The organism is Nocardia sp. NPDC024068, from assembly GCF_040638875.1.
Lineage (GTDB): Bacteria > Actinomycetota > Actinomycetes > Mycobacteriales > Mycobacteriaceae > Nocardia.
Map to the genome: position 1 here is coordinate 464,119 of NZ_JBEZYU010000002.1, position 19,206 is coordinate 483,324.

Below are 19,206 nucleotides of genomic sequence, written 5' to 3' on the forward strand. Positions count from 1 at the left end.
CGCCCGCCGGGCCACGCTATTCCCGGCCGGCCCGTACGGACCTCCGGTTTTCCACATGATGGGACATCAGTCCGTCGGATCGCCTGTTGTGCCCGGGTTCAAGGGCACCGTCCGGCCGGCTGTGAGTGCGCACAGAGCGCCTGTGGCGCAGCGGAATCCGCGGTTAGCATGCGCCGCATGCTGATTCCCGGACGTCTCCGATCCGCACTGTCTCCGATCCGTCCGGCGGCGGCGTTGCTCGTCGCCGCCGCTGCCGTCGCCGGATGCGGATCGGGTGACTCCACCGACCCGGCCGCCGTCTGGGATCCCTGCGACCTACCGGCCGAGCTGATCACCGGTGCGGGGTTCGCCGCCGGGTCGGGGCGGCGCGATGTCGCCGTCGAGGAGGGCTGGGCGGGCTGCGGATGGAGCAGTGCCGACGCCGCGCTGCGGGTCTGGTTCGCGGCCGAGGGCTCGCCCGACGAGGTCGGCGGCCGCGAGGACACCCACGCCGATATCACGATCGGCGACCGGGCCGGTCGGCGCCTGTATTCCGGCGCCTCCGATACCGCGGCGACCTGCACGGTCGCCCTGCCGACCGCCGAAGGGGGTGTGATCCGGATCCGGGTGGACAGCGCGCCGGTGGGCACCGGCCCGGGGGCCTGCGCACAGGCCGAGCGGACGGCGGGCGCCCTTGCACCCGCTCTCCCCCGGTGACCACACCCGTTCCGGCCGTAGGGCGCACCACTGTGACCGGTCACAACGCGTATCGGCCGCACTTCGGGGTCATCCATCCGAGTTCGTCAACCGGCCCCCAGGCCGAAACCTGATCGTTACTGTAGAGCCCAGTTCGCCACCCGGGGGGGTAGAAGGAGTCAGCATGACCGCCGATGCGACAAGAACCAAGCTGACGCTATCCGGCCAACCCATGTCCGCCCCGCTGCAGGACGTACGCAAACTGTCGCGCCGGATGGTCGGCCATTTCGTCGAGAATGTCGTCCCGTGCGGCACGTTGCCCGGTGATGCCATCTACGGGGATGTCACCACCATCACCCGGACCTGCCTGGAGCTGGCCGTCAGCATGCTCGACGGTAAGGACATCCCGGAGAAGACCCGCAGGCTGGAGAACGCCGCCGCCGGATGGGCACGGGAGGGCGTACCCATCGACACCATCCATCACGCCGTGCACGAAGGGTTCCGGCTCGGGCTGGACCTGGTGGTGTCCAATGCGACGGTCACCGACTATTCGGCGCTCGTCGACGGGGCCAAGCTCGTGGTGGAGATGCTGGACAAGATGACCGTCTGCATCTCCATGGCCTATGTGCGCGAATTGCGTTCGGTCGTAAGCGAACACCACACCGCGGTCCATACGCTCACCTCCGCCCTGCTGGGCGGGCACAGCACCTCGACCATGGCGCGGGAATGCGGGATCGAGATCGCCGCGGCCTATTCCGTACTCGCCGTGGCCATTCCGTCCCATCCGGACGAATCGATCGCCTCGCTGGACGGGAAGGTGGTGGCGCGGCGCAAACTGCGCCGGGTCCAGGCCGAACTGGCGACCCGCTGCGAGGAGGTGGCGCTGTCGCTGCTGAGCGTGGACGGTGGCACGGTACTGCTGCCCGCCGGGGTCGTCGCCGTCGCCGGACTCGACGATCTGCTGGCGCAGTTGTCCCGGGCCGCGCAGGTGCCGATCAGCGCCGCCGTCGTGGAGGCGCCGACCGCAGAGGTCCCCTCGGCCGCGGATCAGGCGCACGAACTGCTGGATATGGTCCAGCGCCTGGACTGTGTGCCGGGGCTGTACCGATTCGACGATATGGCACTGGAATACCAGCTGACCCGCCCCGGGCCGGGCCGTGAATATCTCGGCTCGTTGCTGGATCCCCTCGACGATCATCCGGAACTGCTGGAAACCCTTCAGCGCCACATCAGCAACAATCTCAATCGGCAGCGCACCGCGCGGCTCATGCATATTCACACCAACACCATCGACTACCGGCTCAAGCGGGTCGCCCAGCTGACCGGATTCGATCCCACCCAGCCCTCGGGACTGTGGTATCTGCGGTCCGCGCTGGTGGCGCGCAGCTATCGGGCGAGCTGAGCGTCACCCCGGGCCCCGATCCGCGCGCACCTGGGCCACGTAGGCCCGCGAGATGGCGGCGGTCAGCGTATCGAGGACGTCCGCCACGAAGCAGCCGTCCACACCGCCGGCCCGGCCGGGCTCGGGCCGCAGCCCCAAACCGTTCTTCACACCCTCGTGCAGCGCGTGCTGGATGACCTCGAGCGGGACATCCTCGCGCGCCCACCGTGCCGCGGCCACCTCGAGCCGCGCCAGCACCTGCTGCCCGGACGGATCGGAATCGTCGAGCAACGCCAGCGCCAGGCCCAGTCCCACCCGGAACGCCGTGCCGAAATCCGCGCCCGGCGGCTCCGGCGACCCGGCCGGACCTGCCGACCAGATGCGCAGCAACTCGGCCGGATCCGGGACATCGAAGCGGTCCGAACGGTCTCCGGGTTCGTGGTCGAACTGCCCACTCGTGCACATACGCGCTCCTTCCACCCGAGACCGAAATCGATATGGACAAACGTACAATTACCCACCCCCGGCGATAGGACACATCGTCCGGACTTCGGTCCACCTCGGAACGGGGGTCGGCAAAGATAGTGAAACCTCCCATCAACAGATACTCGAGGCCGGTGCTCCGGCCCACCCTCCCGCGATCGGCACTTCGGGCGACGGGACGGCGCGCGCCCGGACGGCACCCCCGGTTATGGTGCGGCGGTGGATACCGGTGATCTGATAGACCGCAGCAGTTCCATCGCGGAGCGGCTGACGACGACCCAGGCGGCACCGCCGTCGTGGCTGGTACTCGCCACCGCGGTGGCGGCCCTGATACTGGTGGCGTACCGCCCCCTGTGGCGCCTCACCCGCCATGTCGTCACCATCGCGCACGAAGGCGGCCATGCGCTGGTGGCCCTGCTGAGCGGTCGCCGGCTCACCGCGATCACGCTGCACTCCGATACCTCCGGACTGACCGTGTCCAGCGGGAAACCCTACGGGCTCGGGATGATTCTGACCGCGCTCGCCGGCTATCCGGCGCCACCGCTGGTCGGACTCGGTTTCGCCGCGCTACTGGGCGCCGGGCGGATCACCCTGATGCTGTGGATCGCGATCGCGGCCCTGGCCGTGATGCTGGTGATGATCCGCAATGTGTACGGCGTGGTCTCCGTGGTGTCCACGGGCGCCTTGGTTTTCGTGGTGTCCTGGTTCGGCTCCGATGCGCTGCAGGCCGGATTCGCCTATCTGGCGACCTGGTTGCTGCTGCTGGCCGGCAGTCGTCCGGTATTGGAATTGCAGCGCACCCGATCCCGGATGCGCGACGGCACCACCGACGCCGATCAACTGGCCCGGCTGACCCGGCTTCCGGGATTGCTGTGGGTGGGGGTTTTCCTGGCTGTGGCGCTGGGCGCGCTGGTCGCGGGAGCGGCGCTGCTGCTGTCGGCCACGGCCGGGATCTGCCTGCCGGTGCCCAACGGCGCCGACTGCCCCGCCTGACCGGCCGCCGCTACGGCGGCCGGACCGGCACTCAGGCGCTCTCGGCCTCGGCGAGCTCCTTCTTCCAGACCCGGAAACCCTCCTCGGTGCGCCCCCGCCGCCAGTACCCCGAGATCGAGGCGAACTCCGCCGAGACGCCGCGTTCCCGGCGGATATAGGACCGCAGATTGTGCATGACCGCCTGCGCCTCCCCATGGATGAAGACCTGCGCGCGACCGGGCAGCCAGGGCGCGGACTTCACCGCACCGATGAGCGGGGCGTTGTCCCCGGCCCGCTCGTCACCCACCTCGTGCGCGGCACCACCACGATGAATCCAGGTGACCTCGACCAGCGCCTTCGAGGTGAACGCGATCTCATCGGCGGCATCCGCGACCTCGATGAACACCTTGGCGGGCGCGCCCTCCGGCAACGCCTCCACGGCGGCGGAGATCGCGGGCAACGCGGCCTCGTCGCCGGCGAGCAGATGCCAGTCGGCATCCGCGCGGGGAGCGTACGCACCCCCCGGGCCGAAGAAGGTGACCTGCTCACCCGGGCCGACGGTCGCGGCCCACGGACCGGCGATTCCCTCGTCGCCGTGGACCACGAAGTCGATGGCTATCTCCCGGGCCGCCGTATCCACCGAACGGACCGTATAGGTGCGCGTGACCTCACCGTCGGGCCGGTCGAAGAGCAGTTTCACGTAGGCGTCGGTGAACTCGCTGATATCGAAATCACCGAATCCGGGGTCACCCAGATACACCCGCACGATATGTGGGCTCAACCACTCGGTCCGGGCGACCGTCATGGTCGTGCGCTTCCTGGCCATCCGCTCTCCTCCGTGAATTAGGTATACCTAAGCAAACGTACCAGCCCTGTCGGAGCCGCTGTGTAGCATCCGTCTGGGCCTCGGCGAAATATGAGGCAATAGAGCGTTTTTGGGTTAATCTTCCACAAACTTCCGGACAAAGGCACCATCATGACCGCGGCTACCGTCATTCGTCCGCTGGCGCCCAGCGAACAGATCTTCGCCTTCAGCGAAGTGTTCGTCGGATACTGCGCGCGGATCTCGGGACCCGTCGACCTCGGCGCTCTGAGCGCGGCCTTCGAGGCTCTGGTCACCGCGCATCCCATCCTGGGTGCGCAGCTGGCGCCCGCCGAACCGGCGGGGCACACACTGGTCACCGCCGGGCCTCCGGAAATCGTGGTCACCGTCGCCGATGGCGATCCCGAACTGCTGCTCAGCGGCGCCGAACCGGATCAGCGCCGGGCCCTGGGCAGTCTGCATGTGGTCCGGTCCGGCGCCGACACCGCGGTGACCCTGCTGGTTCATCACAGTATCGCCGACGCGACCCATTCCCTGCGGCTGTTCCAGCGGCTGTGGGAGTGTTACCCGATCGCCGCGGCGGGCCGGGTTCCCGTCCTGCCCACGACCCGGCAGCCGCTGCCGGTCGAGGATCTGCTCACCGCCCGCGGGGTACGCCGCCGGCCCGTCCCCGGCGGCGCCGCACTCCGCGCGGAACCGCCATCACCGCCGATGGAAGCCCTGGATGCCAACGACCACGAGTATCCGCCCCTCATCACCACCCGCTGCCGGCTCAGCCGGGAGCAGACCGGAGCGCTGGTGGACCGGGGCCACCGCGCGGGGGTCACGGTGCACAGCCTCGTCGCGGCCGCGTTACTGCTCACCGAGTCCGAGGCCAGGCGATTACCCGTGGACCGGCTGCAGTGCTCCTACTCGGTGGACCTGCGGCGCCGGGTCCACCCCCTGATCGGCCCCACCGAGGGCACCAATGTTCTGGGTTTCGCCGGGTACCGGCCCGCGGCGGGCACGGAGACCACCCTCGACGGCCTGGCCCGGGGGGCGCTCCACGCGCTACGCGCCGGCCTGGCCTCCGGATATATCCAGCAGACTCCGCTGCAACTCCCCGATACGCTCGCCGTACCACCGGCCGACCCGTTCCATACGGTGATGACCACCAACTGGGGCCGGATACCCCCGCCGCGGGTGCCGGCGGTGCGGATCGACGATTTCCGGACCACCATGATCGCCAAACCCGATCCGACCGGCCGACGCCCCCCGCAGGCCGGCGGGGGCACCAGCATCATCAGTACCTACGCCGGCCGGTTGAGCATCGAGATCCATCACCCGCCGGAGTTCGGCCCCGTGCAGCTGCCGCGAATCGAACAACTGCAAGCGCTGCTCACCCGGCCCTGAACGGCGCGGCCGGGAGATCTAGATTCCCTGCTGGAGCGAGGCCAGCTCCAGCACGGTGATATCGGAGGGCGCGGCCACCCGCACCGGCGGACCCCAGGCACCGGCGCCCCGGGTCACATAGAGCGCGGTGCTCCCGTACAACTCCAATCCCGCCACCGTCGGGTTGGCCAGCCGGGCGATGAGATTTCCCGGCCACAACTGTCCGCCGTGGGTGTGGCCCGACAGTTGCAGATCCACCCCGTACTCCACCGCCTGGTTCACCACCACCGGCTGATGAGCGAGCAGAACACAGGCGCGGGCGGTATCGCGGCCGTCCAGTGCGGCGGCGAAGTCCGGACCGCGGCCGGCCTCGGTTCCGGCGGGATCGTCGACCCCGGCCAGATCGAAATCGGGGAGGGCGAGGCGCTCGTTGAGCAGCACGGTCATCCCCAGTTCGCGCACCCTCGCGATCCAGGCATCGGCGTCGGAGTAGTACTCGTGGTTGCCCGGGACGAAGAAGACGCCCAGCCGGGCACTCAAACCGGCCAGTGGTTCGGTCTCCGCACGCAGATCGTCGACCGTGCCGTCGGTGAGGTCGCCGACCACCGCGATCAGATCCGGCCGGGTGTCGTTCACGGTACGCACGACCCGTTCGCAGAATCCACGACCGAGAGCCGGCCCCAGGTGCAGATCGCTGACCAGCGCGATGCGCACACCATGAGCGGCGGCCGGCAGCTTCGTCAGCGGTACCGTCACCCGGCGCACCATCGGGCCGTCCAGTACCCCGTAGGTGCCGGTACCCACCAGCGCACCCGCGGTCACCACGGTGGCCCCGGCGGCCAGCCGCGAGATCAGCAGCCGTCGCGACAAGGGCCGCCCGGGTTCCTGCTCCTCGGGTCCGGGGCCGGGAGGCAGCGGCCCGGCCGGCCCGGAAGCTCCGCCGCCGGGCGCGCTGCCGGGGCCACCGTGGACGGCACCCACCGGTTCCGGCGTCCTCGCGGGCCGGTTCCGCTCCAGCGGTTCCGGTGCGGCGGGCGGCGGCGCGGCGGTTCCCGCGTCCCGGCGAATCAGTCCGCGCAGCAGCAGCGGCCGTACGACCTCACCGGCGAGCACGCCGATCAGCAGGTAGACGAACAGCGCCGCCCACAGGAATCCCGGCCAGGCGAGCCGGCGCCATCCATCCCACGGCACACCGCTCAGCACCGCCGCGAAAGCGCCCAGCATCAGCGCCGAACCCACACCCAGCACACCGGCACCGATCGGCCGCCAGACGGACCCGGCCCGGGTGGCGTCGCGGACGAGCCGCCGCCACAGGTACCAGTGGAGCCCGGCTACCACCACCACCGCGGCCAGCCCTGCGAGCACGGAAACTACTACCACGGAGGACGCCTCTCCCTGACCGATTGCCTCTGCGGATGCTGAATCTACCCGCAGCCGCCCGGCACACTGTCGGCCCGGCACCCCTTCGGGTGCGTACCGGGCCCAACGGAAGGCCGGGCGGGAGGCCCGGTGCCCGGATATCCGGCATCACATCGGCATTCGCCGTCGCCCCACCGCACAGGCGGACCGGACGCGGATCCGATCTACCCGGTCGCCAGCGGCCCGCCGAATCCGGGCGGGGGCACCTGGCCGTTATGGCTCCCGGCGAGTAACCATTTCAAGATCTTCCCGGTCTCCCCACGCGGCAGGGCGGGCAGGAAGGTGACATCCCGGGGTACCGAGAACCGGCTCAGCCGGTGTCGGACGTAGGTGCGCACCATATCGGAATCCAGCCCGGACCCTTCGTGCTTCACCACGAACGCCGCCAGCCGCTGGCCGAATTCGGAGTCCGGTACGCCGACCACCGCCACCTCGCTCACCTGTGGCAGATGCGCGAGGGCCTCCTCCACCGGCCGGGGGAAGACGTTCTCACCGCCGGAGATGATCATCTCGTCGTCGCGTCCGGCGATGAAAAGCCTTCCGTTGACATCGAAATAACCGACATCGCCGGTATCGAGCATGCCGTGCGCCTCGTCCGGGGGCGCCGCATTGACGTAACCGTCGAACAGCATGTGATTGCCCACGAAGATATGGCCCGTCGCACCGACCGGTACCGGTTTGTGATCGGGACCGAGTACCGAAACCTTGGTACCGAGTGGCGGGCGGCCGGCGGTGGTGGGTGCGAAGCGCAGATCCTCGGGCGTGGCGATGGTCGCCCAGGAGACCTCGGTGGATCCGTACACGTTGTAGAGGATGTCCCCGTAGGTGTCCATGAACCGGAGCACGGCCGCCCCGGCCAGCGGTGCCCCGCAACTGATGACGTGACGCAGACAGGAGGTGTCGTAGCGGGCGCGCACGGCGGGTGGTAGATCGAGAATACGATTGACCATGGTCGGGACCACGATCATGGTGGCCACCCGATGCCGGGCGACCAGGCGCAGGCAGTCCTCGGCATCGAACCGCTCCGGCAGCACCACCGTGGAACGCAGCGCCGTGCTCAACTGCAGGCCTGCCAGACCCCAGGTGTGGAAGAGCGGGGCGGGAATCAGCATCGCCGCCTCCATCTCCAGAGGTATTCGCGACAGCAGCGCGGCGATGGTCGCGAACCCCTTGGGATGGGGCCGCCGCGCACCCTTCGGGATGCCGCTGGTCCCCGAGGTGAGCACGATCAACCGGCCGGGATGAGCGGGTCGCCGGAAATCCTGCTCCGCCCGGTCGATCAACTCGCCGATGGTATGGCGCCCGGGGTGCGGCGGCCGCTCGTCGGTGTTGTACCGGGGCAGATCGTCGTGCAGATATTGCACGAGCTCTTCGAGCTCGCCGTCGACGAACAGCGCGGAGAGCCGATGCCGCTGCACGATCTGCTCCACGGTGCGCGCGGCCAGGCCCGCATTGAGCAGGGCGACGTCCACACCGAGTTTCCCGGCGGCGACCATGGTTTCGACCATGCCCGCGTGATTGCGGGACAGCAGGCCGATCGCGTCGCCCGCCCCGAGCCCCACCTCCGCCAGCGCTCCCGCCAGCGCGGTACTGCGTTCGTTCATCTCCGCGAAGGTGCGCTGTCCCTGATCGTCGATCACCGCGATCCGGTCCGGCGAATGCGCGGCGCCCGCCGCATACCCGCCCGCCAGGTTGAAGCCCCACTTGTTCAGGGAGAGCAGCTGTTTCAGCACCACTTCGGGACGGCTGCGCACCACACCGCTGACCGTCACCTGCCGCAGCACCTCGAGTTGCCGGCGTACCAGCGAAGTGTCGCCGTTGGCCACCGTGGACGTCCGGGCACCGCGCATGATATCGGCCATACGGCGCAGCCCTTCGGCCGTCCAGTCCTGGATCGCCGAGTTCGAGGCCTCGCCGAGATGGTGGTGCACCCGCCCGGCGGCGAAGAAGGTGACCGAGACCGCGCAGCGGTCACCTTCCCCGTACAACCGCACCGCCGCGAAACTACCGACCTCCGGCGCGTGCAGTTCCAGACTCTCGTACCAGCGGCCGGTGACCACCCGCACGCGCATGATCCGGATACCGGCCTGCGGCGTGCCGACCCGGAATTCGAATACGGGACGCTCACCGGGCAGGTCCAGCCTGGAACAGGCGCCGATACCGGTGAACACCCGGGGATAGGTCTGCGGATCGAGTAGCAGATCCCAGACAGCGGCACGGGCCGCGGGCAGTTCCGCGACCGCATCGATGACGTCGGTAACCAAACTCGCGCATCTTCTCTTCGGCCCGCAACGAACAACTGGGCCGGCGGGTCACCCATCTGTAACGTCGCTCACAATATCCCGGTCACATCGTTATTACCAGCGAGTAACCCCCTTTCCGAAACGGTCTGTGACAGGTCACGAATCACCGTTGCCCGATATTCACTCTCCGTACCGAAACCGGGCCTACCTCACCGTTGTAGGTTGCCCAGCACCAGCGGCGTCCTCGGTGTGAGAGATCCCAGCGCCGCCTCACTCCACCCACGGACCCGCTGTGCGCGAACTACATTCGGCCCATCTCACACGCTCCGACACCCGGAGGACGACCATGCACCCGACCCGGCGCAGGGTGGCCATCACCCATTCCGAGGAGATCCTCAATTATTTCGGCAAATGCGGCTCCTGCGGATATCCCGCCCGCGCCGAATCCACGCGGCGGATATTCGACACCGGCGAGATCGAAACCCTGGTCGTGGCCAGCTGCGGGTTGCCGTGCGGCTGGACCGACCGGGTGCTCCCGACCACGATGACCGGCCCCGGCGCGGCCTCGGCCTGAGCCCGGCCGTTCATCCACCCACCGGCTCCGGCGGCGGTCCGGCCGTCCGGCACGATGAGCGTATGGAACTGCGCATCTTCACCGAACCGCAGCAGGGCGCCGATTACACGACTCTGCTGCGGGTGGCCCGGACCGCCGAGGAACTCGGGTTCGACGGGTTCTTCCGATCCGACCACTACCTGCACATGGGCTCGGTGGACGGCCTCCCCGGTCCCACCGACGCGTGGATCACCCTGGCCGGCCTGGCGCGTGAAACCAGCCGTATCCGGTTGGGCACCCTGGTCACCGCGGCCACCTTCCGGTTGCCCGGTCCGCTGGCGATCCAGGTGGCCCAGGTGGACCAGATGTCGGGCGGCCGGGTGGAACTCGGTCTGGGCACCGGCTGGTTCGCCGACGAGCACACCGCCTACGGCATTCCGTTCCCGGACCACAAATTCGACCGCCTCGAGGAGCAACTGGCCGTGATCACCGGGCTGTGGGAGACCGCTCCGGGCGATACCTTCGATTTCACCGGCAAACACTACGAACTGGTGCGCTCTCCCGCCCTGCCCAAACCTGTACAGCAGCCGGTACCGGTGATCGTCGGCGGTCTGGGGCCCACCCGGACACCCCGGCTCGCGGCGCGGTACGCGACCGAGTTCAACATCCCGTTCGCGTCGGTTGCCGACAGTTCCGCGCAGTTCGACCGGGTGCGCGCCGCGGTCGCGGCCGCCGGCCGGGACGCCGGCAGCATGGCCTACTCAAACGCCCTCATCGCCTGTGTGGGCACCGACGAGGCGGAGATCGCCCACCGCGCCGCCGCGATCGGGCGGGAGGTCGACGAGTTGCGCGCCAACGGCCTGGCCGGGACACCGGCGGAGGTGGCCGAGAAGATCACCCGCTATCGCGAGATCGGTACCGAGCGTATCTACCTGCAGATCCTGGATCTCACCGATCTCGACCATCTGGCGCTCATCGCCAACGAGGTCGCCACCCGGCTGTGATGCCCGGAGTGGACGGGATGCGGGCCCCGTCCACTCCGTCGCCGTCAGTACGCGCCGGCCACCCCGTCGAGCAGATGCTCGAGGGTTTCGTAGGCGGGGACATCCACCACATCCACCACATCCGGCGCCACCTCCACGCCGTGTTCGGTGACCACTTCGTCGAAACGTGCCGTATCACCGGTCCGGAAACCGTGTTCGGCGGCCAGCGACTGCAGATCGGCGTCATTGTGCAGGAGCGCGCCGATCTCCTCCCCCTCCGCAGTGAGGGGCACCAGGGTATGCCGGGAGACGACCGTGGGCGAGGGGTACAGCAGGACCATCTCGGGCCGGAGCCGTCCCGCTACCGCCGCCGCGACGTACTGGGCCTCGTAGATCCAGGTCATCGGGGTCGCACCCATACCGGCGGTGAGGTATTCCTCGAACGGGCCCGCACTGGATCCCTCGGTGTACCCCTGGGCCAGGAACAACCGCTGCAGCGTGGGCAGCACATGCTGTTCGGCGGTCGCGCCGCGCACCACGGCGTCGTCGTTGACCACATAGCTGGCCACCGCCAGGTACATGGCCGCCGAATTCGAGGTCCGGGCATCGGTCGTGCTGACCAGGATGTTCTTGCCGACGCGGTAGGAGGCGTTACCGGCCAGCTCGTCCCACCGCACTCCCCGCTGCACCATCTCGATATAGGCCCCGAAGTCGAGCGCCGGCACCGGTCCGTCGAACTTCACCGCACCGGCCGCGTCGAGCAGTTCCACGATGGGCGCGAAGGTCGCGATCGCCATCGGCGAGTAGAACGGGGTGTACCGGGTGCGGACCCCGACCTCGCGGATGATCCGCTCGGCCGCGGGCAGGCTGGACGGGAACACGAAGGCCTGCCCGTCCAGGTCCACCGAGGTGGAGATCTCGCGGGACCCGGCGGGCTGCACGGTCACGTGGTAACCGTGCGCGGCGAAGACCTCGGCGACCCGGTCGTCGGCGAAGAAGGCCATTTTCTCCGATCCGACCACGCCGGTCACCGCGATCGGCGCGGCACCCGCGGCGGGCGCGATCGGCGCCGGATCCGAACCGGGCCGGGTGACCGCCCACGCGGTCGCGCCCACTGCCACCACCCCGGCGCCGGCCAGCGCGAACAACCCGCGGCGGTCGGTGGCCAGGGACCGGACGCGGCCCGGCGCGCCGGGATCGCCGGAGACCGGGTCCTCGGCGACGGTCTTCCCGGTCGGCGCTTCGGCCACCGACGAGGGCACGATCGCGGCCTCGTCACCGGAATCCAGCTCCCGGCGCACCACCCGCTCTACGAGAATGGGAACGAAATCCCGCACACTGCTCCCGGAGAACCGGTCGTGGGCGGTGCGTACCACGGCACCCACTTCGTCGGCCGAACGGTTCTGCGCGTATGCGTCCGCCAGCCGGCTCTCCAGTTCGCGTATCGCTTTCCGCTCACGCGCGGCCTTGTCTTGGGGGGCCACACCCTTGGGGGTGGTATCGAGTGCCACGTATCTCTCCTCGGCGCCGGACAGCGAAATCGAACGACCCGCCGGGCCGATCCACAGCCGACAACCCTACCGCCACACCGTATTCGGATACTCCCAGCTACGGGGCCCACAGCCGATTCTCCGGCCAGAATTCATCCGGCATTTCCCGCCCGCTCGGCACCGGTTTCCCCGAGGACGGCCATCGCGGCATTGTGCCCGCCGATTCCGCTCACCCCGCCACCGCGGACCGTGCCCGCTCCGCAGCGAAATATATTGCGGTAGGCCGTGTCCACACCCCACCGCTGAGCGGGGGTGTCCGCGGGTTCGTCCCGGTAGGGAAACGAGAGATCACCGTGGAAGATATGACCCCCGGGCATCCGCAGCGACCGTTCCAGATCCACCGGGGTGGCGACGTCGAGGCAGGGGGCTCCGTGCGCGTCGAGGGCCAGGCAGTCACGGAGGGGTTCGGCGAGGACCGCATCCAGCTCGGCGAGGGTCGCGGCCACCGCGGCATCGCGGGCCGCGGGGTCGGAGACGAAAAGCCTTGCCGGCGTGTGCAACCCGAACAGGGTGAGGGTATGCCGCCCCGGAGGTTCCCCGGCGCCGACGATATCCGGATCGGTGAGTGTATGACAGTAGATCTCCGACGGTGGCCGCGCCGGGAGCTGTCCGGCTGCCGCTTCACGGTAGGCGGTTTCGAGCCGTTCGTAGGTTTCGCCGATATGAAAGGTGCCGGCGAAGGCGTCGCGCGGGTTCACCGCGGAATCCCGCAGCCGCGGCAGCCGGGAGAGCACCATATTGATCTTCAGTTGCGCACCTTCGGGGTTCGGGCCCACCGGTTCACCCAGCAGTCGTGCCATTTCACGGGGTGCGGCGTTCACCAGGACATAGCGCGCCCCGACCGGCGTCTCCCCCGCGCTGCCGAGGAACCGGACCTCCGCGGTCGCGCCGTCGGAGGAGATTCCGGTGACCTCGGCTCCGGTATGTATCTCCGCCCCGGCCGAACGCCCGGCGGCGACCAAGGCGTCGGTGAGCGCCCCCATTCCGCCCACCGGTACATCCCAATCGCCGGTGCCGCCCCCGATCACGTGGTAGAGGAAACACCTGTTCTGCGCGAGCGAAGGGTCGTGGGCATGGGCGAACGTCCCTATCAGGGCATCGGTGAACACCACACCGCGCACCAGATCATCGGCGAAGTAGCGTTCGATCACCGCACCGAGCGGCTCGTCGAACAAGGCCCGCCACGCCCGGTCGCCCACCCGCCGCCGCAGCTGCGACGCGGTGGGCAACGGTTCGGTGAGCGTCGGGAACACCGCGGCGGCGACCTCGCCGGTCATCGCGTAGAAGCGCTGCCAGGCGTCGTATTCGCGATCCGACCCGGTGACCCGGGCGAAACTCTCCCGAGTGGCGGCGGGCGCATCGTTGTGGACCAGCAGGCCGGAATCGCCGGCCGGGGTGTAGGACGAGATGCGGCGCCGCCGGGTGTGGAACCGAAGTCCGAGATCCCGCACGATCCGGTCGGGCAGCAGGCTGACCAGGTACGAGTACCGCGACAGCCGGATATCGACGCCGTCGAACACTCGCGCCGAGACGGCCGCGCCGCCGGGCGCCGGTGCCTGTTCCAGCACCAGCACCGACCGGCCGGCACCGGCCAGATAGGCCGCCGCCACCAGTCCGTTGTGCCCGGCGCCGACGATCACCACGTCGTACTGTGCGCGCATCACCATGGGGTCGTCGATACCACACCGGCGCCCCGGACGCGCTCATCCGCGCCCGCGTCGCGGCGTCAGCCGAGCAGACCGCCGAGTAGACCGCCACTCTGGCCCGCTTCCTGGCCGCCACCGGTGCCGCCGAGCATCCCGCCGGGCGGGAGTTCCGACGGCTGCACGATGACGAACCCGCGGCCGGAGAACGCCAGGGTGATGCCCTCGCCGGTACTGCGGCCCATGAGCCGGCCCAGGCCGAAGGAATCGTTGCGCTTCACCCCGGTCTGCAGGCTCGACGACCACGCGATCGCCGCCTGCGGGTCGGCGTAGGTGGGCTGATCGACGTTCAGCACCACCGGGGTACCGTGGCTGGTGATCGCGATCCGGCCGCGTCCGCTGAACACACAGTTGAACAAACCGGCGTTACTGGCGTACCCGGCGGCACCCTGGACCATCCGGATGTCGTAGCCCAGCGTGGGATCGAACGCGAGCACATTGGACCCGTTGATGGTGAGCCCGTCGGTGCCGTCCAGGTCGATGATGTGCACATCGGCGGCACCGTTGGCGACGAACAGATCACCCCGGCCGGATACCTTCATCAGCGGCACACCTTCACCGGTGAGCCGCTGCTGGATGGCGCGGCCGATCCCTCCGGAGCCCAGCGCCTGGAATTGCAGTTCGCCCTGGTAGGCGACCATCGACCCGGAGCGGACCAGCGTTTCGCCGTTCACCCCGACCTTGATCATCTTGCCGCCCTGTTTCTGGATGCCCATACCGGAGACTTCGGCATGGCGCGGGTCGAACAGCTCGCTGTGCATCGGCTGAGCTCCTTGCTGGGGTGCATAGGCGGGAATGTGCTGTGGTGGGTGTGCCGCCGGGGCAGGCTGGGCCGGGTACCCCTGAGCGGGCTGCGCGGGGTAGCCGTGGGCCGGCGGATACGGCTGTTGCGGCGGGGCGAAGCCCGGCGCCTGGGGCTGCGCCGGATAGGGAGCGCCGGGACCGGGCGGCGGATAACCGCCACCGGACGGCGGCGCGGCCGGACCGGGCTGCGCCGGATACTGCGGCGGCGCCACCGGATTGGCGACCATCGTGGGATCGGTGCGCGACGGTGGGGGCGCCGCCGTGGGCGCCACGGGTTCGTCGTCGACGTTCACCCCGAAATCGGTGGCGATACCGGCCAGGCCGTTGTCGTATCCCTGTCCGACGGCGCGGACCTTCCACGCGCCCGCCCGGCGATAGATCTCGACGCATACCAGCGCTGTTTCGGTGCTCAATCCCGAGATCGGGAACGTCAGGGTGCCCTGTGGGCCGGTCACGGTGGCGGTGAGCGACCCCACCGACCCGAACACGGGCGGACCGCTGCCGTCCAGGCTGGCGGTGACCACGACCTTGTCGATACCGGCGGGGACCGCCGGAGTCTGCACATCGACCGCGTCCCCGGCCCCACGACCGTGCCGATAGGTGACACCGGGGCCGACCGGCTGATTGAAGAAGACGAAGTCACCGTCGGAGCGAACTTTGCCGTTGGCCGCGAGCAGCAGGGCCGAGACGTCGACCGGCGCGGAACACGTCACCGTGACGGTCAACCGGTCACCCGGCGCGGGCCGGTTCTCCCCCGGAGCGAGTGTGCTCACCTCGAATCACCCCGACCCCGCGCGCACCGCGTGCCTCGTGCGGTCCGCCGGATCCCCGGCGCCCGGCCGGGTACCCGTTCGATTTTCTGATCCACACCGACGAGTCTGACCGATACCGGCCGCAGCGCGCCACCGAGAGACCGGACAGGCGCATACCGGACCCCGCCACCTGCGGTGACCCGTGCCGGTCCGCACGGCCCGCGGTGACACGCACCACCGGATCCTGAGAATTTTCACAGCGCCTACACAGCCAAACGACAGCACCCGGCGGCACTCTGGAAGAGGACGAGTGGAACTCGGCATCAGGGAGGAACCCATGGTGGATTTCGAGATCACCGGCACTACCGTCACCGTTCACGTACGCGGCACCCACCGGGTGCTGTCGCTGTGCGAACGGATCACCTTCGACCTCACGAATATCGTGTCCGTGGCGCCGGCCGAAATCGACCGGCGCCCGCCCTGGGTCCGCGCGCCGGGCGCCTTCTTCCCCGGCGCGATCGCGGCGGGCACCTTCCGCGGCAAAGGGCGCAAAGAGTTCTGGGACACCCTGTTCGGCGGAAAGGCCGTCCGGATCGACCTGCGCGGTACGGATTACACCCGGCTCGTCGTCGATGTGGACGACGTCGACACGGTGTTGCGCTCGCTGCACCGCGCCGTCGCCGCCTGAGCGGCGCACGATCCGCCGATCGGCCTCCTTCGCCGCGGGGCCGATCGGCGGGTCACCGAAGGACTGCGCCTCGGCCCGACCCACACGGTGGTCAGGCATCCGCTCCGGGCAGGTGCTTGCTACTCGCCGACGGTATCCGGTTCGGGTTTCGGCTGCCGGGTGACGAACCGCACCGTCGGCTCCACGATGCGGGCGGCGATGGGCCCGACCACGGCCATCAGCAGAACATAGGTGGTGGCCAGCGCCGCGAACTCGTCCGGCACCGCCCCCGCCGCCACCGCAAGGCCCGCGATGACAATGGAGAACTCGCCACGGGCCACCAGCGCCGCGCCCGCGCGGGCCCGGCCCAGACGCGCCGATCCCGCATGCGCGGCCGCCCACCAGCCGGTCGCGATCTTGGTGACCGTGGTGATCACCGCCAGCAGAATGGCCCATCCCAGTACCGGCGGGATACTGCGCGGATCGGTGGTCAGTCCGAACAGGACGAAGAACATGGCCGCGAACAGATCACGCAGGGGTTCCAAGATCTTCGTGGCACTGTGCGCGGTGGTATCGGAAATCGCGATACCCAGCAGGAACGCCCCGACAGCGGCCGAAACCTGCAGGGAGGATGCCACCCCCGCCACCAGCAGCGCCGAACCGAGCAGCTTCAGCAGGAAGATCTCGTTGTCTTCACTGGCCACGATCGCCGAGACATACTTGCCGTACCGGAACGCCACCACGAGCACGACCGTGACCGCGAGCAGCGCGATGCCGAGGGACTGCAGGCCCGCGACGAATCCCAGACCGGACAGCACCGCGGTCAGGACCGGCAGGTAGGCCGCCATCGCGAGATCCTCGAAGACCAGGATCGACAGGATCACCGGCGTCTCACGGTTGCCGAGTCGCCCGAGATCGTTGAGGACCTTCGCGATGATTCCCGATGACGAGATGTAGGTGACACCGGCCATGGCCAGCGCCCCGGTGGGCCCCAGCCCCAGCAACAGTGCGACGACCACACCCGGTGTGGCATTGAGCACCAGATCGAGCAGACCGGCCATCCAGGATCGGCGCATTCCGGTGAACAACTCCGCCGCGCTGTATTCCAGCCCGAGCAGCAACAGCAGCAGCACGACGCCGATCTCGCTGGCGAGCTTGATGAACTCGCCGGTCTCGTGCAGTTCGAGAAAACCTCCTTCCCCGAATACCAACCCGCCCAGCAGGTAGAGAGGAATCGGGGACATACCGATCCGAGCCGCGATCCTCCCGAGCACTCCGAGCCCGAAAAACACCGCCCCCAGCTGGATCAGCGCCAGCGCGTCCGCATGCATCGCCTTGGTATCAGCCGTCTTTCAGGATATCGGCGGCATGGTCGAGGCCGTCCGTGGTTCCCACCACGATCAGCACATCGCCGCCGGTGAACACGAAATCCGGGCCCGGCGCCGGCATGGCCTGCCCGGCCCGCATCACCGCCACGATGGACGTTTTGGTCCGGGTCCGCATCCTGGTCTCGCCCAGGGTCCGCCCGTCGTAGGGCGAATTCTCGCTGACCGGCAGCTGCCGGGTGTTCACACCCGCCATATCCCGGTGATCGTTGCGCAACTGACCGACCAGTTGCGGCGCCCCCAGCAGATTCGCCAGAGTACCGGCCTCGGCCTCCGTCATCGGGATCTGCGTGGTCGCATCGGGATCACCGATCTTGGTGAAGATCAGATCGATGGTCCCGTCCTTGTGATCGACGACCCCGATCCGCCGGCGCACCGCGGTGAGCGGAAAGTCTTTGCGTACGCCTATACCCGGCAGGGGTGTCACTTCGACGTTCACGATGTCACCTTAACTCGACTGTGAGTGTGGGCCGATAGCCGCACACACCCTAGCGCTACCCGGTGACCGCCGGTTCCGAAACACCGGCGATCACCTCCGCGGACGCACCGCGGCCCAGGGTCACGCCCCGGTCAGACCGCGCATGCGCTGGGCCTGCTCGGCGGCCATCACCACATGGCGCATCAGCAACGCCGTGGTCACCGGCCCCACGCCGCCCGGAACCGGACTCAGGGCAGCCGCCGTGCCGCGCACCGATTCGGCGTCCACGTCACCGACGATCTTCCCCTCCGCGGATTCGTTGGTGCCCACATCGATCACCACTGCGCCGGACCGCACATTGGCGCCGGTCACCAGCCCGATCCGGCCCGCGGCGGCCACCACCACATCGGCCGCCGAGGTCACCGCGGGCAGATCGGCGGTCCGCGAATGGCAGACGGTCACGGTGGCGTTCTCGGCCAGCAGCAGATGCGCCAGCGGTTTGCCCACCACGTTCGAGCGCCCGACAACCGCCACGTGCCGGCCTTCCAGCACGATTTCGTGATGTTTCAGCAATTCGACCACCGCCTCCGCGGTCGCGGGCGCGAAACCGGGCGAGCCGGCCGTGAGCAGGCCGAGCGACAGCGGACTCACGCCGTCCACATCCTTCGGGGCCGCGATGGCCGGGGACACCTCGTCCAGGGCGACCCCCGCGGGCAGCGGGGTCTGCAGCATGATCGCGTCGGTATCCGGGTCGGCACTGCGGACCGACAGTTCGGTGCGCAGCGCCTCGGCGGTCGCATCGGCACCGAGATCGATGATCTCGCAATCGATTCCACGGTTGGCGGCCGACTTCTCCAGCGAATTCACGTACCAGGCGCTGGCCGGATCGTCGTTCGCGACGACCAGCGCCAGCCGCGGTGCGCGGCCGGCCTGCTCGGTGAGTGCCTTCGCCCGCGCCGTGGTCTCGGCGTTCAGGGAGGCGGCGAGGTCTTTCCCGGTCAACGTTGCGGTATCCACGGGCGTT

General features: G+C 69.1%; 17 protein-coding genes. 7 read left to right on the plus strand and 10 right to left on the minus strand.

Annotated elements, in window-relative coordinates; genetic code table 11:
* Positions 1–177: 177 nt before the first annotated feature.
* Positions 178–696: a DUF3558 family protein gene (locus AB0F41_RS04850; RefSeq protein WP_357421360.1), complete on the plus strand. Its 519-nt coding sequence runs from the start codon at positions 178–180 to the stop codon at positions 694–696.
* A 163-nt stretch (positions 697–859) separates the two neighbouring features.
* Positions 860–2,077, plus strand: coding sequence for a helix-turn-helix domain-containing protein (locus AB0F41_RS04855; protein WP_357421361.1), 1,218 nt, complete (start codon positions 860–862; stop codon positions 2,075–2,077).
* A gap of 3 nt (positions 2,078–2,080) precedes the next feature.
* Here the strand turns inward: AB0F41_RS04855 and AB0F41_RS04860 are convergent, their stop codons facing one another.
* Positions 2,081–2,521, minus strand: coding sequence for a hypothetical protein (locus tag AB0F41_RS04860; RefSeq protein WP_357421362.1), 441 nt, complete (start codon positions 2,519–2,521; stop codon positions 2,081–2,083).
* A 237-nt stretch (positions 2,522–2,758) separates the two neighbouring features.
* Between AB0F41_RS04860 and AB0F41_RS04865 the strand changes: the two genes are divergently transcribed.
* Positions 2,759–3,532, plus strand: coding sequence for a M50 family metallopeptidase (locus AB0F41_RS04865; RefSeq protein ID WP_357421363.1), 774 nt, complete (start codon positions 2,759–2,761; stop codon positions 3,530–3,532).
* 31 nt (positions 3,533–3,563) lie between these two features.
* Here the strand turns inward: AB0F41_RS04865 and AB0F41_RS04870 are convergent, their stop codons facing one another.
* Positions 3,564–4,337 carry a siderophore-interacting protein gene (locus AB0F41_RS04870; protein WP_357421364.1) on the minus strand — a complete coding sequence of 258 codons (774 nt, stop codon included), beginning with the start codon at positions 4,335–4,337 and terminating at the stop codon, positions 3,564–3,566.
* Between the two features lie 150 nt (positions 4,338–4,487).
* Here AB0F41_RS04870 and AB0F41_RS04875 point away from each other — a divergent pair, with 150 nt between their 5' ends.
* On the plus strand, positions 4,488–5,726 hold the full coding sequence (locus tag AB0F41_RS04875; RefSeq protein ID WP_357421365.1) for a hypothetical protein: 1,239 nt from the start codon (positions 4,488–4,490) through the stop codon (positions 5,724–5,726).
* Between the two features lie 18 nt (positions 5,727–5,744).
* Here the strand turns inward: AB0F41_RS04875 and AB0F41_RS04880 are convergent, their stop codons facing one another.
* On the minus strand, positions 5,745–7,085 hold the full coding sequence (locus tag AB0F41_RS04880; protein WP_357421366.1) for a metallophosphoesterase: 1,341 nt from the start codon (positions 7,083–7,085) through the stop codon (positions 5,745–5,747).
* A gap of 203 nt (positions 7,086–7,288) precedes the next feature.
* Positions 7,289–9,388: an AMP-binding protein gene (locus AB0F41_RS04885; protein ID WP_357421367.1), complete on the minus strand. Its 2,100-nt coding sequence runs from the start codon at positions 9,386–9,388 to the stop codon at positions 7,289–7,291.
* Between the two features lie 325 nt (positions 9,389–9,713).
* On the opposite strand from AB0F41_RS04885, the gene AB0F41_RS04890 reads away from it, so the two are divergent.
* Complete coding sequence (locus AB0F41_RS04890; protein ID WP_357421368.1) at positions 9,714–9,941, plus strand: hypothetical protein; 228 nt, start codon at positions 9,714–9,716, stop codon at positions 9,939–9,941.
* A 62-nt stretch (positions 9,942–10,003) separates the two neighbouring features.
* Positions 10,004–10,924: an LLM class F420-dependent oxidoreductase gene (locus tag AB0F41_RS04895; protein WP_357421369.1), complete on the plus strand. Its 921-nt coding sequence runs from the start codon at positions 10,004–10,006 to the stop codon at positions 10,922–10,924.
* Positions 10,925–10,968: 44 nt separating this feature from the next.
* On the opposite strand, the gene AB0F41_RS04900 is transcribed toward AB0F41_RS04895, so the two are convergent.
* The 3 genes from AB0F41_RS04900 to AB0F41_RS04910 all read right to left on the minus strand — a co-directional run bounded on the left by AB0F41_RS04900 (position 10,969) and on the right by AB0F41_RS04910 (position 15,733).
* Complete coding sequence (locus AB0F41_RS04900) at positions 10,969–12,414, minus strand: three-helix bundle dimerization domain-containing protein (RefSeq protein WP_357421370.1); 1,446 nt, start codon at positions 12,412–12,414, stop codon at positions 10,969–10,971.
* Positions 12,415–12,545: 131 nt separating this feature from the next.
* Positions 12,546–14,120 (minus strand): NAD(P)/FAD-dependent oxidoreductase, encoded by a 1,575-nt coding sequence (locus tag AB0F41_RS04905; protein WP_357421371.1) that lies wholly within the window; start codon positions 14,118–14,120, stop codon positions 12,546–12,548.
* A 59-nt stretch (positions 14,121–14,179) separates the two neighbouring features.
* The gene (locus AB0F41_RS04910; RefSeq protein WP_357421372.1) at positions 14,180–15,733 is read right to left on the minus strand and encodes an AIM24 family protein; all 1,554 of its coding nucleotides are present in this window, start codon (positions 15,731–15,733) and stop codon (positions 14,180–14,182) included.
* 316 nt (positions 15,734–16,049) lie between these two features.
* Here AB0F41_RS04910 and AB0F41_RS04915 point away from each other — a divergent pair, with 316 nt between their 5' ends.
* A complete protein-coding gene (locus AB0F41_RS04915; protein WP_357421373.1) occupies positions 16,050–16,400 on the plus strand; it encodes a hypothetical protein in 351 nt (116 codons plus the stop codon).
* Positions 16,401–16,519: 119 nt separating this feature from the next.
* Here the strand turns inward: AB0F41_RS04915 and AB0F41_RS04920 are convergent, their stop codons facing one another.
* The 3 genes from AB0F41_RS04920 to AB0F41_RS04930 form a co-directional block, all read right to left on the minus strand.
* A complete protein-coding gene (locus tag AB0F41_RS04920) occupies positions 16,520–17,710 on the minus strand; it encodes a cation:proton antiporter (RefSeq protein ID WP_357421374.1) in 1,191 nt (396 codons plus the stop codon).
* Between the two features lie 10 nt (positions 17,711–17,720).
* The gene (locus AB0F41_RS04925) at positions 17,721–18,203 is read right to left on the minus strand and encodes a TrkA C-terminal domain-containing protein (RefSeq protein WP_357421375.1); all 483 of its coding nucleotides are present in this window, start codon (positions 18,201–18,203) and stop codon (positions 17,721–17,723) included.
* A 120-nt stretch (positions 18,204–18,323) separates the two neighbouring features.
* Positions 18,324–19,199, minus strand: a complete 876-nt coding sequence (locus AB0F41_RS04930; protein ID WP_357421376.1) for a bifunctional 5,10-methylenetetrahydrofolate dehydrogenase/5,10-methenyltetrahydrofolate cyclohydrolase — start codon at positions 19,197–19,199, stop codon at positions 18,324–18,326.
* Between the last annotated feature and the right edge of the window lie 7 nt (positions 19,200–19,206).

What these genes read in the sequence shown, in the direction of transcription:
- AB0F41_RS04850 (WP_357421360.1), top strand. Translation starts at nt 178, where the DNA reads ATGCTGATTCCCGGACGTCTCCGATCCGCACTGTCTCCGATCCGTCCG.
- AB0F41_RS04855 (WP_357421361.1), top strand. Translation starts at nt 860, where the DNA reads ATGACCGCCGATGCGACAAGAACCAAGCTGACGCTATCCGGCCAACCC.
- AB0F41_RS04860 (WP_357421362.1), bottom strand. Translation starts at nt 2,521, where the DNA reads ATGTGCACGAGTGGGCAGTTCGACCACGAACCCGGAGACCGTTCGGAC.
- AB0F41_RS04870 (WP_357421364.1), bottom strand. Translation starts at nt 4,337, where the DNA reads ATGGCCAGGAAGCGCACGACCATGACGGTCGCCCGGACCGAGTGGTTG.
- AB0F41_RS04875 (WP_357421365.1), top strand. Translation starts at nt 4,488, where the DNA reads ATGACCGCGGCTACCGTCATTCGTCCGCTGGCGCCCAGCGAACAGATC.
- AB0F41_RS04890 (WP_357421368.1), top strand. Translation starts at nt 9,714, where the DNA reads ATGCACCCGACCCGGCGCAGGGTGGCCATCACCCATTCCGAGGAGATC.
- AB0F41_RS04895 (WP_357421369.1), top strand. Translation starts at nt 10,004, where the DNA reads ATGGAACTGCGCATCTTCACCGAACCGCAGCAGGGCGCCGATTACACG.
- AB0F41_RS04905 (WP_357421371.1), bottom strand. Translation starts at nt 14,120, where the DNA reads ATGGTGATGCGCGCACAGTACGACGTGGTGATCGTCGGCGCCGGGCAC.
- AB0F41_RS04915 (WP_357421373.1), top strand. Translation starts at nt 16,050, where the DNA reads ATGGTGGATTTCGAGATCACCGGCACTACCGTCACCGTTCACGTACGC.
- AB0F41_RS04920 (WP_357421374.1), bottom strand. Translation starts at nt 17,710, where the DNA reads ATGCATGCGGACGCGCTGGCGCTGATCCAGCTGGGGGCGGTGTTTTTC.